The following is a 15,698-nucleotide window of genomic DNA, read 5'->3' on the forward strand; positions in this document are numbered from 1 at the left end:
CGTGACGGCCGCCGCATTCCGCGTTCAGCCGGCCGGATCGGGCTCGTCGTCCAGTCCCATGCGCCGCAGGACGGCCAGCGCGAGCGGCCGGCTGATCCGGCGTCCGCGCCCGAGGGCGTCGCGGTCGAGCTCGGCGACGACGTCCCGGGCGCGGCCCAGCGACCGGTCGATGCGCAGGGCCAGCGAATCGATTACCCCGAGATCGACCACCAGCTGACGGTCCACGAACAGCTTGACCAGGACCGCCCGCAGCAGGGCGTCGTCCGGCGCCTCGATGGCGATGCGCGGCGCCAGCCGGAGCCGCGAGCGCAGGTCCGGCGTGGCGAGGCCGAGGGCGTCGATCCCGGTGCCGCTCGTCAGCAGGATCGGGCAGGCGCGCTCCCGCGCCCGGTTGAGCAGATGGAACAGCGCCGCCTCGTCGAGCCGTTCCGTCCGGTCGATGTCCTCGATGACCAGAGCGCCGTTCGAGATGAGGTGCTGAATCGCGTCGGTGCCCAGCTCGGCGGCCGGGAGGGTCCAGGCATGGGCGCGCTCTGCCCAGATCGCCGCGAGATGGCTCTTGCCGCTGCCCGAGGGACCGGTGAGGACCAGGACACTGTCCGGCCAGTCCGGCCAAGCCTCGATCAGCGCGTAGGCGGCATCGTTGGCCGGTCCCACGAGGAAATCCTCGCGCCCATAGCGTGGGTCGAGGGGCAGGTCGAAGGCCAATTGTCGGGGTGGTGCGTTCTCGCGCATGTGTCGCCCAGGATCACCCCCCGCCCGTGGAGGTCAAGGCCGCAGCGTCCTTGCCGTCGTGCTCGATCAAGATCGGCTGTCCGGCATGGTAGAGGCAGCTCTCCAGATAGCGGGCCAGGGCGAAGCGGACGAGCACGCCGATGGAGGCCGCGATCGGGACAGCGAGCAGCAGCCCGACGAAGCCGAACAGCGTGCCGAAGGCGAGCAGGGCGAACATCAGCCAGACCGGGTGAAGCCCGGTGGAATCGCCGACGAGCTTCGGCGAGATGACGTTGCCTTCGAGAAACTGCCCGACGAGGAACACGCCCACGGTCAGGCCGAGATACAGCCAGTCCCCGGATGGCCAGAACTGGACCAGGGCGACGCCGACGGAGAGCAGGAAGCCGGTGAGCGTGCCGACATAGGGAATGAAGGTGAGAAACCCCGCGATCAGGCCGATCAGCACGCCGAAGTTGAGGCCGACCAGCCAGAGGCCGATCGCGTAGAAGCTGCCCAGGATGAGGCAGACCAGGGTCTGGCCGCGCACATAGCCGGTGACGGCGCCGTCGATCTGGCGCGCGAGGTCACGCACCGTCGCGCGGTGCCGGGGCGGCACCCAGCCGTCGATGGCCGCGACCATCCGGTCCCAATCCACCAGGATGTAGAACGCGACGACCGGCGTCACCACGAGAAGCGAGGCGATCGAGATCAGGGCCTGGCTGCCCGACCAGAGGGATTTCAGAAAGGCCAGGAGCCACGTCCCCGCCTGGGTCGCCAGCGTTCCGACGGAGGATTGCAGCTCCGTGAGGACATTCGCGCCGCCGACGCGTTCCAGCAGTGACCCGGAGCGCTCCGCGATGATGGCCTGGAGCCGCGACACCATTCCGGGCAGCGCATTGACCAGGGCGACGACCTGATTGGCCGTGAGCGGGATCAGGATCAGCAGCGTCACCACGAGGACGACGACGAACAACGCCAGAATCAGCAGGCTCGCAGCCAGCCGGCCGAGGCCGAGGCGCTCCAACCGGTCGGCCAGGGGATCGAGGAGATAGGCCAGGGTGATGCCGGCCACGAAGGGCAGCATCACTTCCCGGAGGAGGTAGATGATCAATCCCAGAGCGACCACGGCGGCCAGCCCGATCACAGCCCGTGCGCGCACGTCGACGCTCCCCCAGACACCCCGCCCGCGGGCAGAGTGGGTATGCGGCGCGTGCCGATCAAGGCGCCGCCGCAGCCGACTCGCGTGGCGCGCGCGAAGCCGCTAGAGCGGGGCCAGATTGGAACGAGGTGGCGCGGGCATGACGGCCAAAGACGGCAACGAGCCGAAGACGGGGCTCACCTACGCGGCGGCGGGCGTCGACATCGATGCCGGCAACGCCATGGTCGAGACGATCAAGCCGCTGGTGCGCTCGACCCGGCGCCCGGGCGCCGACGCCGAGATCGGGGGCTTCGGCGGCCTGTTCGACCTGAAGGCTGCGGGCTTCCACGATCCGATCCTGGTGGCGGCCAATGACGGCGTCGGCACCAAGGTCAAGATCGCCATCGAGACCGGGCGCCACGACACGATCGGCATCGATCTCGTGGCGATGTGCGTGAACGACATCATCGTCCAGGGCGCCGAGCCGCTGTTCTTCCTCGACTACTACGCCACCGGCAAGCTGGTCCCGGGCGTCGGCGCCGAAATCGTGCGCGGCATCGCCGAAGGCTGCCGGCAGGCGGGCTGCGCGCTGATCGGCGGCGAGACCGCCGAGATGCCGGGCCTCTACGACGGATCCGACTACGACCTCGCGGGCTTCTCGGTGGGAGCCGCTGAGCGCGGCACGCTTCTGCCGCGTCCGGGGATCCGGCCCGGCGACGTTGTGCTCGGCCTGCCCTCCTCCGGGGTGCATTCCAACGGCTTCTCGCTGGTCCGCCGGATCGTCGCGAAAAGCGGCCTCGGCTGGGACGCGCCGGCCCCGTTCGCCCCCGGGCGCAGCCTCGGCGAGGCGCTGCTGGAGCCGACCCGGATCTACGTGAAGCCCCTGCTGGCGGCGCTCGGCGCCACGGACGGGATCCGGGCGCTCGCTCACATCACGGGGGGCGGCTTCCCGGACAACCTGCCCCGCGTCCTGCCGGACGATGTCGGCATCGCCATCGACCTCGACGCGGTCACCCCGCCCCCGGTCTTCGGCTGGCTCGCCCGCGAGGGCGGCGTCGCCGAGGCGGAAATGCTGCGCACCTTCAATTGCGGAATCGGCATGGTGGTGATCGCCGCCGCCGACGCGGTGGACGACGTCGACGAGGCCCTGACCCGGGCCGGCGAGACGCCCGTGCGCCTCGGCCGGATCACGGCGCGCGGCTCCGAGCCCGTGACCTTCAGCGGAAACCTCGCCCTCTGATGGCGACCGCCCGCAAGACCCGCGTCGCCATCCTCATCTCGGGGCGCGGCTCGAACATGGTCGCGCTGCTGGAGGCGGCGCAGGATCCCGCCTTCCCGGCCGAGATCGTGCTCGTCGTGTCGAACCGCCCGGAAGCCGCCGGCCTCGCCCGCGCGGCGGAGGCGGGCATCCCGACGCAGGCCATCGACCACAAGGCCTTCGCCGACCGCGCCGGCTTCGATGCCGCCCTCGACGCCGCCCTGCGGGGGGCCGAGGTCGACCTCGTGTGCCTCGCGGGCTTCATGCGGATCCTGACGACGGATTTCGTGGCGTCCTGGGCCGGCCGGATGCTCAACATCCACCCGTCGCTCCTGCCCCTGTTCAAGGGCACGCACACGCACCGGCAGGCGCTCGACGCCGGCGTGCGCCTGCACGGCTGCACCGTGCATTTCGTCGTGCCGGAACTGGATGCGGGTCCGATCGTCGCTCAAGCCGCGATCCCGGTCCGCCAGGACGACGATCCCGACAGCCTCGCCGACCGGGTGATCGTGCAGGAGCGCCGTCTCTACCCCGCCGTGCTCGCCCTGGTGGCCGGCGGCCGCGCCCGCCTGGACGGCGACCGCGTGGTGATCGCCGACGAGGCGCCCGACGGCGTTCTGTTAAGCCTTTAGCGGGCGGCCCATCGTCCCTGCGGGCGGAGCCCGGCGATCCGGCATCGCCCGCTCGCCGACGTTCCGATGCGCTGGGCTGCTTCGCTGCGCTCGCAGAGGCGACATCTACCGAAGCAGCCCTGTCTGCGTCCTCAGACGGGGCGCTGCAGTTTGCAGCTGTCCAGCGCCGAGAGGGCCTTCGCGCGGGCGGAATCGTTGAAGTAGCCCGTGGTCCGGTAGGCCTCGATCTCGGCGGCGTCGAGGCTGCGCAGGGTCTGCTTGGCGTAGCAGCCGCAGGGGCGCTCCAGGGACGCCTCGGGGGCGCTGGTCATGCGGGCCTGGACGATCGTGCAGGCGTGGCGCACGCGGCCTTCGAGATTGGCCTTGCTGGCGGTCTTGAGGGCCGGATCCGGCTCGTACTGCTGGAAAGGGGCCGAGGATCCGCCCGCGAGGGCGGCGGTCGCGCCGAGGGCGAATAGGCCGGTCGCGATCAGCAGGGGCAGGCGGCGCATCGTCATGGTCGGGGTCGTCCGAGGGCTGAGGTTGGCTAAGCTCGGCTGTTGGACGCTTCCGGGCTCCGTCCCGTCAAGGACGGCCCGGTCACACACGGCGGCATTCCCGATGCCGCCGGGTGCGGTGCGTGACGATGGCGGGTCGGTGTGCCCAACCCGCCACCGCCCGTTGCCTCAAGCGGCGATATCGGAATCCTTGAAGAACTGCGCGATCTCGATCTTGGCGTTCTCGGCGCTGTCGGAGCCGTGCACGGTGTTCTCGCCGACGGACTCGGCGAACTTCTTGCGGATCGTGCCCTCGGCGGCCTGGGCCGGATTGGTCGCACCCATCACCTCACGGTACTTGGCCACCGCGTTCTCGCCCTCGAGAACCTGGACTACCACCGGGCCGGAGGTCATGAAGGTCACGAGCTCGCCGAAGAACGGGCGCTCCTTGTGCACCTCGTAAAACTTCTCGGCCTGCTCCTTGGTCATGCGGATGCGACGCTGGCCGACGATGCGGAGGCCCGCCTCCTCGATCACGGCATTGACCGCGCCGGTCAGGTTCCGCCGCGTCGCGTCGGGCTTCAGGATCGAGAAGGTGCGCTCGGTGGCCATGGTGCGTCCGGTCTGTCTGTGGAAAAGGTTTGCGGCACGCCGGGAGGCCGGACGCGCCGCGGCAGCGAAAATTTCGCTTCGGCGCCGGGCTTATAGCGGGCGCCCCCCCGTGTCTCAAGCGGCGTCCCGGAACCGGCCGGTCCAAGCGCGGCCGTGGCTCTGCCGCAACACGGCCGAAAAATCGCCCGATTGCGACGGCCTAGTCGCGCACCAACCGACTTCGTCCACCCCTCGGGCGTCCGCGACGCCCCAATCCCGGAGACGAACCATGCGACTCGCTCTCAGCGCCAGCCTGCTTCTCGCCGGCCTCACCGCCGCCGCCGCCGACACCGCGAAGGATCCGTCCGGCACCTGGCTCACCGGCGACGGCCGCGCCAAGATCCGGATCGATCGCTGCGGGCCCGGTCAGAAGCTCGTCTGCGGCAAGGTCGTCTGGCTCAAGACGCCGACCTTCGACAACGGCGCTCCCCGCACCGATCTCAAGAATCCCGACCCGAAGAAGCGCGCGCGGCCGGTGATCGGCCTGCAGCTCATCGAAGGCCTCAAGCCGGACGACGAGAAATACACCGGCGAACTCTACAACATCGAAGAAGGCAAGATCTATACGGTCAGCCTGGAGCGCGAGAGCGAGGCCGAACTCAACGTCTCTGGCTGCATGCTCAAGATCCTGTGCGGATCCCAGACCTGGACCCGCGTGCCGGACGTGAACCAGCAGGCGGCGAACAAGAACTGAGCGCCTGTCAGATCGCTGCGAGGCCGCGCTGCACCGCCGGCCTCGCCAGGATGCTCTCGAGCCATCGCGCCACGTTCGGCAGGGTGTTGATGTCGACGCCCTGCTTGAAGTTCAGCTTCGCCCAGGTGAACGTCGCGATGTCGGCGATGGAATAGTCGTCGGCCAAGAAAGCGCGGCCCTCGAGGCGTCGCTCCAGCACGCCGTACAGACGCTTCGCCTCTGCGGTGAACCGGTCGATCGCGTAGGGCAGCTTCTCGGGCGCGTAGATCTTGAAGTGGTGCGTCTGCCCGAGCATCGGCCCGAAGCCCGCCACCTGCCAGAACAGCCACTCGTCGACGAGGACGCGGGCGCGCTCGTCGGCCGGATAGAACTGCCCGGTTTTCCGGCCGAGATACTGCAGGATCGCGCCTGATTCGAAGACCGAGATCGGCTGTCCGCCGGGACCCTCCGGATCGACGATGGCCGGGATCTTGTTGTTGGGTGAGATCGCCAGGAAATCGGGAGCGAACTGCTCGTTCTTGGCGATATCCACGGGAACGATGCGGTAGGGGAGCCCGCACTCCTCCAGCATGATCGGGATCTTCCAGCCGTTCGGCGTACTCCAGGTATGGACGTCGATCGGCCGCCCGGACACCGCTGCCATGCTCTGTCTGCTCCTGGACCCAATCGTCGGCGGTGCGATGGTCCTCCGCCTTTTCCGGACAACCCCGACAGTGAAGACGATTTCCCGGCCACGCTCAAGGGCATCCCGAGAGCGGGCCTGAGGATTCGACACGGCGTGGCGGCAGCTGTTGGCGGCTGCGGCGCCGGGCTTGCCGTCTCCCGGGGCGAGCGGCGAGACTGCGTCTCGGGCGTCGCAACGACGCCCGAGGGGGAATATCCGATGATCGATCGTCTCGTCAGGATCGCGATCCTGTCCGTGCCGCTGCTCGCCGCCCAGCCTGTCCTCGCCAAGGAGCCGGCCGCCAAAGAGTCGACAGCCAAGGCGCCGCCGGCCTCCGAGGCGCCCTCGGCGGCGCCGGCCTCGCCCGCAGCGAAGCAGCCGAGCCCCGGCCAGTCCGCCGCCCGCGACCGGCAGAAGACCTGCGGCGCCGAATGGCGCGCCCTGACCGACGCTCAGAAGGCCGCGCAGGGGCCGAAATGGCCGCAGTACTGGAGCAAGTGCAACAAGCGGCTGAAGGGCGGCGATAAAGCCTGAGCCGGTCGCGAACCGCAGCGCTTCTCGATTGTTCAGACATCCGCGGCGGGGCGGCGGGAAAGGCGAGGACATGTTGGACCTTCATCCGTCCCCACGGGCGGCGGACGGCGCACCGCGCCGGGTCCGGCATGGCTGAGGCCCCCGTCGCGCCCGCCGCGGATCCGTCGGCCGGGTCGCTTCTCGACCGCGCGGTGGCGTTCCTCGATGCCTGGGTGCCCAAGCCGGCGGCCTGGGCCTTTGCCCTGCGCATCTGGATCGCCATGATGCTGGCGCTGGCGATGGCCTTCTGGCTCCAGCTCGACAGCGCCTCGTCCGCCGCCACCTGCGTGGCGATCCTCGCCCAGCCCAAGCGCGGGCAGGCCATTTCCAAGGCGGTGTACCGCCTTCTCGGCACGCTCATCGGGGCCGCGGTGTCGATCGTCTTCATGGCCCTGTTCGGGCAGGACCGGGTGCTTCTGCTCCTCGGCTTCACCGTCTGGCTCGGCCTCTGCGTCTTCGTCGCCCAGTACCTGCAGGACACACGGGCCTACGGCGCCATGCTGTCCGGCTACACCGTGGCGATCGTCGCCCTGGGCCAGATCGACGACCCGCAGGGCACCTTCGACGCCGCCGTGTCCCGCGTCGCCGTGATCGTTCTCGGCATCGTCGTGATCACCTTCATCAACGACGCCCTCGCCTCCCCGAGCACGTGGCGGGCGCTGCTGCCCCAACTCCGCAAGGGCTGGGACGACACGCGGAGCTATGCCCGGGAGACGCTGGAATCCGGCGATCTCGGCGCGACGCGGACCGCCGCGCTGATCCGCACCATCGCGCCGATGCGGGCCGATGCCAGCGCCATCGCGGGCGAACTCGACGACGGCCGGTTCCGTGCGGCCGGCGCGCGCAGCTGCATCGCCGCCTTGTACGCGATGGCGGCTGCGATCCGCAGCGTGGCGGCTGCGGCCGCGTGCCTGCGCCATCCGAGCCCGGCGGTCGCGGAGGCGATGGCGATCTGCCGAAGGGTGGCCGACGCGCCCGATCCCGATGCCCTCGATCGCGACGACGAGCGCCTGCGCGACCTGGTCGATTCCGCGATCCGGGACGGGCACCGGCCCCTCGACGAGGTGGTGGTTCTCCAGCGCGCCCTGGACTTCGTCTGTGCGGCGACCTTCGCGCAGGACGGCATCCGCGCGGTGGCGGACGGCCACGAGCCCCTGCGCGACGCCCGGCTGCCGACCCATCGCGACTTCCCGGTCGCCCTCCGCGGCGCCCTGCGGGTCGCCTTGAGCTTCGCCGTGACGGCCGCCGCCTTCGTGGCGCTCGGCCTGCCGCAGGCCTCCTTCGCGCTGGTCCAAGTGGCCGCCACCGCGGCCCTGTCCTCCGTGACGCCGGATCCGAAGAAATTCGCCAACGGGGTCGTCATCGGGATGACGCTCGCGGCGACCCTTGCGGGCATCGCCCGCTTCGCGCTCCTGAACGGTGTCCAGGGGTTCCCGATGCTGGCGATCGTCATGGCTCCGGTGATCTTCCTCGGCTGCTTCCTGTCGCTGAACCCGAAGACCTTCGGCATCGGCTTCATCCTGATCGTGTTCTTTCCAGTCCTGCTCGGCCCCTCGAATCCGCAGACCTACGACGCCCTGACCTTCCTGCTGAACGCGTTCCTCGTGGTCGCGGCGGCCGTGATCCTGTCGATCGTCGTCCGCCTGGTCCTGCCGGTCACGCCTGCGCAGCAGCGGGGCTTCGCCCTCGATTCGGCCCGGCGGGCGCTCGCCGACGCGCTAATCGGCCAGGGAGGCGATGCCACCACCCGCACCAGCCTGAATGCCGACCGGCTGTTTCAGTTCGCCGGCTACAGCTCGGGGAGCGGCGCCGTGCGGCGGGCGAACCTGCATCACGCCTTTGCCCTCGCCCGTCTGGAGGCCGCCGCCGCCCGGGCCCACGCGGAGCTGCGCCGCCTCTGGTCCATCGAGGCCCTGCGCGGCGCGATCCCGCGGGCGCGGGAGGCCCTCGCTTCGGGCAACGATCGCGGGCTCGAGACCGCGGCGCGTGACCTGATCCGGGCCGCCGCCGGCCAGGGCCGGGCCGTGCGGCTCACCACCGCCCGCGCGGCCAGCGATCTCGTAACGGCATCACGGACCATCACCCGCCACCGGCGATTCCTCCATCGCCTCGACATCGCGCTCTTCTGACGGGCGACTTCTTCCGGGGTTACCATGCACGAGGACATCCATGTCGGCGGGGTGCTGGTCACGGCCTTCGTCGCCTATGCCCTGGCGGCGTTCGTGATCCTGATCATTCTGCGCTTCGCCTTCGCGCGCCTCCGCTTCAGCCGCTACGTCGCCAACGCCCCGCTCGCCGAGGCCGGCCTCTACGTCTGTGTTCTCGCCCTCCTGATAGCGTTCATCTGATGCCCGACACGACCGCCGACGAGGACGATCCGAAGCCCGCCGCCCGCGACGATGCGCCGGGGCGGCGCGATCCGTTGCCCGCCATCCCGCGCCGGGGCCGAGCCGCCAAGATCTTCCGGCTGGCGGCCACCGGCGTGATCCTGCTCGCCGCGATCCTGGCGGCGGCCTTCGTCTGGGAATTCTACGTGGCGGCGCCCTGGACGCGCGACGGCACGGTCCGGGTGCAGGTCGCCAACATCGCGCCGCAGGTCGCCGGGCAGATCGTCGAGGTCCGCGTCCAGGACAACCAGACCGTGCGCAAGGGCGACGTCCTCTACGTCATCGACCCGATCGACTTCGAGGTCGCGGTCGCGTCGGCGGATGCCGAGGTCAAGAACCGCGAGGCCGACCTGCAGGTGAAGAACGCCCAGTCGGCCCGGCGGCAGGCGCTCTCGACGGTGTCGACCTCCGTCGAAGAGAAGCAGCAATTTGCCGGCGCGGCCAAGATCGCCGAGGCGGCGCTGGAGAGCGCCCAGGCGCAATTGCGGCAGGCCAAGGTCAACCTGGAGCGCACCCGGGTGACATCCACCGTCAACGGGCGGGTCACGAACCTGCTGATGCGCGTCGGCGACTATGCCCGGGCCGGCACCGCGAACATCAACGTGGTCGACACCGATTCCTTCTGGATCGACGGCTATTTCGAAGAGACCAAGATGTCCAACATCCGGGTCGGCGACAGCGCCGACGTGAAGCTGATGGGCTTCGATCCACATCTCACCGGGACGGTTCACAGCATCACGCTGGGCATCTCCACGGCCAATGCCGCTGCGAGCACGCAGGGGCTGCCGGACGTCAACCCGGTCTATACCTGGGTGCGCCTCGCCCAGCGGGTCCCGGTCCGCATCCGCATCGACCATGTTCCGCCGGGCGTCCCGCTCATCGCCGGCATGACCGCGACCGTGTTCGTCAACGGCGGCCGCGGCCCGGCGCCCAACTGGTTCATGGACCTGCGCGACCGGGTCTCCGCCCTGATGACGCCGGCAGCCGGACCCACCGCGGCGGCCGATCAGAGGTGAATCGCCGCGCCGCCGCGATCCCGATGGCCGGTGATGCGGTTTCCCGGAGACACCACCGCGTGGGAGACTCCGATGAACCGATGGCTTGGACTCGCCTGCCTCCTGCTGACCGCAGGGCCCGCCGCGGCCGCGCCGCTGAAGGCGGCGGTGTTCGACTTCCAGTTCTCGAACCTGTCCCCGGTTCCGAGCGATGCAGCGGACGCCGCGCGCCTCGAGCGGGTGAGCGCCAAACTGCGCGCTCTGCTGGAGAGAAAGGGCCTGTACATCGTGATCTCGACCGATCCAGTCCGGGCGGCGGTCGCCAAGAGCGCGGACCTGCGGCGCTGCAACGGCTGTGCGGATGACTTCGCCCGCGAACTCGGCGCCGACGTCGCCATCACCGGCGAGGTGCAGAAGGTCTCGAACCTGATCCTCAACCTGAACGTCTACGTGAAGCCCCTCACCGGCGACGCGCCCGAGCGGGCCTACAGCGTCGACCTGCGCGGTAACACGGACGAGTCCTTCGACCGCGGTATTCGCTTTCTCGTCGAGAACACTATGGGTGCCGGCAAGTAACGCGCCCCCCAGCCGATATTTCGCAGCGCCGAAGGATCGATCCAAGTGATTGACGGGCTTGGCGCTGCACTGCGATCCCCCGGCGATGTCGTGCGAGGTGCCGCTGTGCCGGCAAAATGGCTATTGACGGCTCGGCAAGACGGGCGCAGTCTCCACCTGTGCTTGGCGAAAGCCGGCACCGACCGGACGGAAACCTTGACGGTGTCAGGTTTCGTAAGACGTCCGGTTGCCGGAAGCTGGAGGAGACAGGGATGACTCCACCGCAGCGGAAAGCCGCCTAGACGGTTCAGGGACAGGTTCGGCCCGGAACTTAGCGGCAGCACACGGACAGCCGGACGGACGCGGCTCCAGGGGCGCAGAAGCGGCCAATTATGGCGCGCCTTCGAACACGCAAAATGCCCCACTTTGAGCCGTTCCGCCGCGGTTTCCCTAAGACAGAAGCTGCTGGTCCATTGCCTGCCCGGCCTCGCCGTGGCGGGATTTCGTCGTGGCCCCGAGGGCGGCCGGCTCACCGCCTGTCTGCGCGGAGCTGAGCCCGGAAGGCAGGCCTGCCGTCACGACGCGATCTTGCACCGACGGTGGTTCGAGCGCCCGGGCGCGCCGTCCGCGCTCCGGGTCAATCGGCCTGCGATGTCGCCGCGCCGATGGCTCGGCCCACACGCGATATCCCAGAGCTGGCCTACTTCGCGCCGCTCGGGCCATCGGGTGTCAATCGATCCCGAGCTTCGCCTTGAGCAACGCGTTCACCGCCGCGGGATTTGCCTTGCCGCCCGTGGCCTTCATGGTCTGGCCGACGAACCAGCCCAGCAGAGTCGGCTTCTCCTTGGCCTGGGCGACCTTGTCGGGATTGGCCGCGATGATCTGATCCACCGCCGCCTCGATGGCGCCCGTGTCGGTCACCTGCTTCATGCCGCGGCTCTCGACGATGGCGCGCGGGTCGCCGCCCTCGGTCCAGACGATCTCGAACAGGTCCTTGGCGATCTTGCCGGAGATCACGCCCTCGCCGATCAGGTCGATGATCGCGCCGAGCTGGTCCGCCGAGACCGGTGTCGATTCGATGGACAGGCCCTCCTTGTTGAGGCGCCCGAACAGCTCGTTGATCACCCAGTTGGCCGCGGCCTTGCCGTCCCGGCCCTTGGCCACCGCCTCGTAGTAGTCGGCGGAGGCACGCTCGGCGACCAGCACGCCGGCGTCGTAGGGCGAGAGGCCGAACGCGGAGACGAACCGCGCCTTCTTGGCATCCGGCAGCTCGGGCAGCCCCTCGGCCAGGGCGTCGACATAGGCCTGGTCGAATTCGAGCGGCAGCAGGTCCGGATCGGGGAAGTAGCGATAATCGTGCGCCTCTTCCTTGGAGCGCATCGAGCGCGTCTCGCCCTTGGTCGGGTCGAAAAGGCGCGTCTCCTGGTCGATCTTTCCACCGTCCTCGAGGATGGCGATCTGGCGCCGCGCCTCGGTCTCGATCGCCTGCCCGATGAAGCGGATCGAGTTGACGTTCTTGATCTCGCAGCGGGTGCCCAGCGGCTCGCCGGGGCGGCGCACCGAGACGTTCACGTCGGCGCGGAGCGATCCCTTCTCCATGTCGCCGTCGCAGGTGCCGAGGTAGCGCAGGATCGTGCGCAGCTTGGTCACGTAGGCCTTCGCCTCCTCGGAGGAGCGCAGGTCGGGCCGGGAGACGATCTCCATCAGCGCCACGCCCGAGCGGTTGAGGTCCACGAAGCTCCGGGTCGGGTCCTGATCGTGCAGCGACTTGCCGGCATCCTGCTCGAGGTGCAGGCGCTCGATGCCCACGGTGATCGACGCACCGTCGGGCAGATCCACGAGAACTTCGCCCTCGCCGACGATCGGATCCTTGTACTGCGAGATCTGATAGCCCTGGGGCAGATCCGGGTAGAAGTAGTTCTTCCTGTCGAACACCGACCGCAGGTTGATCTTGGCCTTCAGGCCGAGGCCGGTGCGCACCGCCTGGGCCACGCATTCCGCATTGATCACCGGCAGCATCCCGGGCATCGCGGCATCGACCAGGGAGACGTGGTCGTTGGGTTCCCCGCCGAATTCCGTCGAGGCGCCGGAGAACAGCTTCGCCCGGCTGGACACCTGGGCGTGGATCTCCATGCCGACGATCACCTCCCAATCGTGGAGGCCGCCCTTGATCAGCTTCTTGGGGTCGACGGGTGCGTTCATGGTCGTCCGGGCCGAGAAAAGGAGCTTGGCGTGATCCCCCCACCCACGCCCTCATCCTGAGGTGCTGCGCAGCAGCCGCGAAGGAGGGCTCCAGGGATCGCGCGGCCGGCTGGAGGCCTCCATCGAGGCCCGCTCACGCGGGCACCTCGGGACGAGGGCGCGGGTGGGCGTGGATGTCGTCCGGTCACTTACGGGCGGCGTCGCGAAAAGATCAAGCGCGGCGTCTGACCGCCTGCCGGGCGCCGTAGCCGAGGATGGCCCAGAGTAGAGCCGCGACGGCGCGCACCGGGAAAAAGGTCGGGCCGTCGCGGGTGATCGGCGCCGGCCAGGGGATGCCGGCGGCGCTGACCGCGTAGGAGAACAGCACCGAGAATCCGAGCGCCGCGATCGCCGCGATGAAGACCTTGCCGAACTGGCTGGCGGTCCAGCCGAGATAGACCGCCACCACGATCAGCGCCGGATCGAACCCGGCCCAGATCCAGATCGTCCAGGGGTAATAGGGGACGGTCATGACCACCACGGCTCGGGCAGGACGGTGCGGCCCGCCGCTTCCTCGATCACCTGCGCGACCGCGAACAGCGTTTCTTCGTCGAAGGGCCGGCCGATGAGCTGGAGGCCGAGGGGCAGGCCCTGGCCATCGAGCCCCGCCGGCACGGCGATGCCCGGGAGGCCCGCCATGTTCACCGTCACGGTGAACACGTCGTTGAGGTACATCTCCACCGGGTCGGCCGAGGCCTTCTCGCCGATGCCGAAGGCGGCCGACGGCGTCGCCGGCGTGAGGATCGCGTCGACTCCGGCGGCGTAGGCCGCCTCGAAGTCACGCTTGATCAGCGTGCGGATCTTCTGCGCGCGGACGTAATAGGCGTCGTAGTAGCCGGCCGAGAGCACGTAGGTGCCGATCATGATCCGGCGCTTGACCTCGCGGCCGAAGCCGGCGGCCCGGGTGTTCTCGTACATCCCGGCGATGTCCTTGCCGGGCACGCGCAGGCCGTAGCGGACGCCGTCGTAGCGCGCGAGATTCGAGGAGGCTTCCGCCGGGGCCACGATGTAGTAGGCCGGCAGCGCGTAGGCGGTGTGCGGCAGCGAGATCTCCCGGATCGTCGCACCGGCTGCCTTGAGCCACGCGGCGCCCTCGTCCCAGAGCTTCTGGATCTCGGCGGGCATGCCGTCGACCCGGTACTCCTTCGGGATGCCGATGGTGAGGCCCTTCACGCCGCGCGACACGGCGGCTTCGAAATCGGGCACCGCCAGGTCGGTGCAGGTCGTATCCCGGGGATCGGGGCCCGCCATGGAGCCGAGGAGGATGGCGCAGTCGCGCACCGTCCGGGCGATCGGGCCCGCCTGGTCGAGGGAGGAGGCGAAGGCCACAGTACCCCAGCGCGAGCACCGCCCGTAGGTCGGCTTGATCCCCACCGTGCCGGTGAAGGCGGCGGGCTGCCGGATGGAGCCGCCGGTATCGGTCGCGGTGGCGCCGAGGCAGAGCCGCGCGGCGACCGCCGCGGCGGAGCCGCCCGAGGAGCCGCCGGGCACGATCTGCGTGTCCGATCCCTTGCGCCGCCAGGGCGAGACCACGTTGCCGTAGGCACTGGTCTCGTTGGACGAGCCCATGGCGAATTCGTCGAGATTGAGCTTCCCGAGCATCACGGCGCCGTCGCGCCACAGATTGGCCGACACGGCCGATTCGTAATGCGGCTCGAAGGTTTCGAGGATCTTGGAGCCCGCCGTGGTCGTCACGCCGTGCGTGCAGAACAGGTCCTTGATGCCGAGGGGGATGCCCTCGAGGGGGCGGCCCTCGCCCGATGCGATCTTCCGGTCGGAAGCCTCGGCCATCGCCAGGGCGCGGTCCGGGGTCTCCCGGATATACGCGTTCAGGACGCGGGCCTTGGCCATGGCGTCGAGATGCGCCTGGGTCAGCTCGCGGGCCGAGATCCGCTTCGCCTTCAGGGCATCGCGCGCTTCGGCCAGGGTGAGTTCGTTCGGATCCACGCTGTTCACGTCCCCGCGCGCGCTGTCGCGCGCCTGCCCGCCAGAAATCCGGTCCGCAAGGTCCGGGCCGTCCTCGGCCTACTCGACCACCTTCGGGACCAGGAAGTAATTGTCCTCGGTCTCGGGCGCGTTGGCGACGACGTCGGCGGCGCGGCCGCCCTCGGTGACGACGTCCTCACGCTTCTTCATCGCCATCGGCGTCACCGAGGTCATCGGCTCGACGCCCGTGACGTCGACCGTGCCGAGTTGCTCGACAAAGGCCAGGATGGCGTTCAGCTCGCCCTGCAGCGGCCCGACTTCGTCGTCGGTGACCGCGATCCGCGCCAGATGCGCGATGCGCCGAACCGTCTTCTCGTCGACCGACATGCCGTCCCGTTCGTCCCTGCCCGGGAGCACTCTCCCGAAGTCGGTCGGGCTATAGCATCGGCGCTCGACGCGCTGCAACGCGGGTCGAAGCGGGCGGAAGGCCGGCGTGCCGGAGCAGACGAAGGCCGGCCCTGGCGACGTCACCGGGACCGAACCCGCAGGCCGACACTCGTGTGGGGCCGATCAGGTCACGACGTGGTGGGGCGTCACCGACATCTCGATGGTGATTCCCGGTTGCCGGACCGGCTGGATCATGGCTTGGGTGAAGCCCGCGACCAGGATCTCGAAGGCGAGGAGCAGCATCCAGCGGTGCTTGCGCGGCATCGCCCGCCGATATCCGGACGGTGCGGAACAGGAGAGCTGGCCGTTCGTCGACAAGGCGGGCCCCTACAGTGTGGTTTAACGGA

At 69.5% G+C, this 15,698-nt stretch carries 18 protein-coding genes; 8 read left to right on the forward strand and 10 right to left on the reverse strand.

Annotation, left to right across the window (positions count from 1 at the left end):
- Window positions 1–24: 24 nt before the first annotated feature.
- The gene (locus GGQ91_RS11840; protein ID WP_043383695.1) at window positions 25–735 is read right to left on the reverse strand and encodes a P-loop NTPase family protein; all 711 of its coding nucleotides are present in this window, start codon (window positions 733–735) and stop codon (window positions 25–27) included.
- 13 nt (window positions 736–748) lie between these two features.
- On the reverse strand, window positions 749–1,873 hold the full coding sequence (locus GGQ91_RS11845) for an AI-2E family transporter (protein WP_182592002.1): 1,125 nt from the start codon (window positions 1,871–1,873) through the stop codon (window positions 749–751).
- A 139-nt stretch (window positions 1,874–2,012) separates the two neighbouring features.
- Here GGQ91_RS11845 and purM point away from each other — a divergent pair, with 139 nt between their 5' ends.
- Together purM and purN are read left to right on the forward strand one after the other, a co-directional pair.
- Entirely contained in the window at window positions 2,013–3,092 is a 1,080-nt protein-coding gene (purM, locus tag GGQ91_RS11850) for a phosphoribosylformylglycinamidine cyclo-ligase (protein ID WP_043383692.1), read from the forward strand.
- Entirely contained in the window at window positions 3,092–3,742 is a 651-nt protein-coding gene (purN, locus tag GGQ91_RS11855; RefSeq protein WP_043383690.1) for a phosphoribosylglycinamide formyltransferase, read from the forward strand. The genes purM and purN overlap by 1 nt, the downstream gene beginning before the upstream one ends.
- 131 nt (window positions 3,743–3,873) lie before the next feature.
- Here the strand turns inward: purN and GGQ91_RS11860 are convergent, their stop codons facing one another.
- Together GGQ91_RS11860 and ndk are read right to left on the reverse strand one after the other, a co-directional pair.
- Window positions 3,874–4,239 carry a hypothetical protein gene (locus GGQ91_RS11860; RefSeq protein ID WP_043383689.1) on the reverse strand — a complete coding sequence of 122 codons (366 nt, stop codon included), beginning with the start codon at window positions 4,237–4,239 and terminating at the stop codon, window positions 3,874–3,876.
- A 168-nt stretch (window positions 4,240–4,407) separates the two neighbouring features.
- Window positions 4,408–4,830, reverse strand: coding sequence for a nucleoside-diphosphate kinase (gene ndk / locus GGQ91_RS11865; RefSeq protein WP_043073092.1), 423 nt, complete (start codon window positions 4,828–4,830; stop codon window positions 4,408–4,410).
- 268 nt (window positions 4,831–5,098) lie between these two features.
- On the opposite strand from ndk, the gene GGQ91_RS11870 reads away from it, so the two are divergent.
- Window positions 5,099–5,563 (forward strand): DUF2147 domain-containing protein, encoded by a 465-nt coding sequence (locus tag GGQ91_RS11870; protein WP_043347075.1) that lies wholly within the window; start codon window positions 5,099–5,101, stop codon window positions 5,561–5,563.
- A 7-nt stretch (window positions 5,564–5,570) separates the two neighbouring features.
- Here GGQ91_RS11870 and GGQ91_RS11875 read toward each other — a convergent pair whose 3' ends face one another.
- On the reverse strand, window positions 5,571–6,206 hold the full coding sequence (locus tag GGQ91_RS11875; RefSeq protein WP_043347074.1) for a glutathione S-transferase N-terminal domain-containing protein: 636 nt from the start codon (window positions 6,204–6,206) through the stop codon (window positions 5,571–5,573).
- 240 nt (window positions 6,207–6,446) lie between these two features.
- Here GGQ91_RS11875 and GGQ91_RS11880 point away from each other — a divergent pair, with 240 nt between their 5' ends.
- From GGQ91_RS11880 to GGQ91_RS11900, 5 genes are all read left to right on the forward strand, one after another.
- Window positions 6,447–6,761 (forward strand): hypothetical protein, encoded by a 315-nt coding sequence (locus tag GGQ91_RS11880; RefSeq protein WP_053608680.1) that lies wholly within the window; start codon window positions 6,447–6,449, stop codon window positions 6,759–6,761.
- A gap of 128 nt (window positions 6,762–6,889) precedes the next feature.
- Window positions 6,890–8,929, forward strand: a complete 2,040-nt coding sequence (locus GGQ91_RS11885; RefSeq protein WP_182592003.1) for an FUSC family protein — start codon at window positions 6,890–6,892, stop codon at window positions 8,927–8,929.
- 24 nt (window positions 8,930–8,953) lie between these two features.
- Window positions 8,954–9,148 carry a DUF1656 domain-containing protein gene (locus GGQ91_RS11890; protein WP_043347071.1) on the forward strand — a complete coding sequence of 65 codons (195 nt, stop codon included), beginning with the start codon at window positions 8,954–8,956 and terminating at the stop codon, window positions 9,146–9,148.
- Window positions 9,148–10,203 carry an efflux RND transporter periplasmic adaptor subunit gene (locus GGQ91_RS11895; protein ID WP_182592004.1) on the forward strand — a complete coding sequence of 352 codons (1,056 nt, stop codon included), beginning with the start codon at window positions 9,148–9,150 and terminating at the stop codon, window positions 10,201–10,203. Before GGQ91_RS11890 ends, GGQ91_RS11895 begins: the two co-directional genes overlap by 1 nt.
- Window positions 10,204–10,275: 72 nt before the next feature.
- Window positions 10,276–10,758 carry a DUF3280 domain-containing protein gene (locus GGQ91_RS11900; RefSeq protein WP_182592005.1) on the forward strand — a complete coding sequence of 161 codons (483 nt, stop codon included), beginning with the start codon at window positions 10,276–10,278 and terminating at the stop codon, window positions 10,756–10,758.
- A 708-nt stretch (window positions 10,759–11,466) separates the two neighbouring features.
- Here the strand turns inward: GGQ91_RS11900 and gatB are convergent.
- From gatB to GGQ91_RS11925, 5 genes are all read right to left on the reverse strand, one after another.
- The gene (gene gatB, locus GGQ91_RS11905) at window positions 11,467–12,939 is read right to left on the reverse strand and encodes an Asp-tRNA(Asn)/Glu-tRNA(Gln) amidotransferase subunit GatB (protein ID WP_182592006.1); all 1,473 of its coding nucleotides are present in this window, start codon (window positions 12,937–12,939) and stop codon (window positions 11,467–11,469) included.
- Window positions 12,940–13,150: 211 nt separating this feature from the next.
- Entirely contained in the window at window positions 13,151–13,450 is a 300-nt protein-coding gene (locus GGQ91_RS11910; RefSeq protein WP_043354732.1) for a hypothetical protein, read from the reverse strand.
- Window positions 13,447–14,925, reverse strand: a complete 1,479-nt coding sequence (gene gatA, locus GGQ91_RS11915; protein WP_170867456.1) for an Asp-tRNA(Asn)/Glu-tRNA(Gln) amidotransferase subunit GatA — start codon at window positions 14,923–14,925, stop codon at window positions 13,447–13,449. Before gatA ends, GGQ91_RS11910 begins: the two co-directional genes overlap by 4 nt.
- A gap of 78 nt (window positions 14,926–15,003) precedes the next feature.
- On the reverse strand, window positions 15,004–15,291 hold the full coding sequence (gene gatC, locus GGQ91_RS11920) for an Asp-tRNA(Asn)/Glu-tRNA(Gln) amidotransferase subunit GatC (RefSeq protein WP_043355468.1): 288 nt from the start codon (window positions 15,289–15,291) through the stop codon (window positions 15,004–15,006).
- A 183-nt stretch (window positions 15,292–15,474) separates the two neighbouring features.
- The gene (locus tag GGQ91_RS11925; RefSeq protein ID WP_164706408.1) at window positions 15,475–15,615 is read right to left on the reverse strand and encodes a hypothetical protein; all 141 of its coding nucleotides are present in this window, start codon (window positions 15,613–15,615) and stop codon (window positions 15,475–15,477) included.
- Window positions 15,616–15,698 lie beyond the last annotated feature (83 nt).

The sequence above is a fragment of the Methylobacterium fujisawaense genome, from assembly GCF_014138435.1.
Lineage (GTDB): Bacteria > Pseudomonadota > Alphaproteobacteria > Rhizobiales > Beijerinckiaceae > Methylobacterium > Methylobacterium fujisawaense.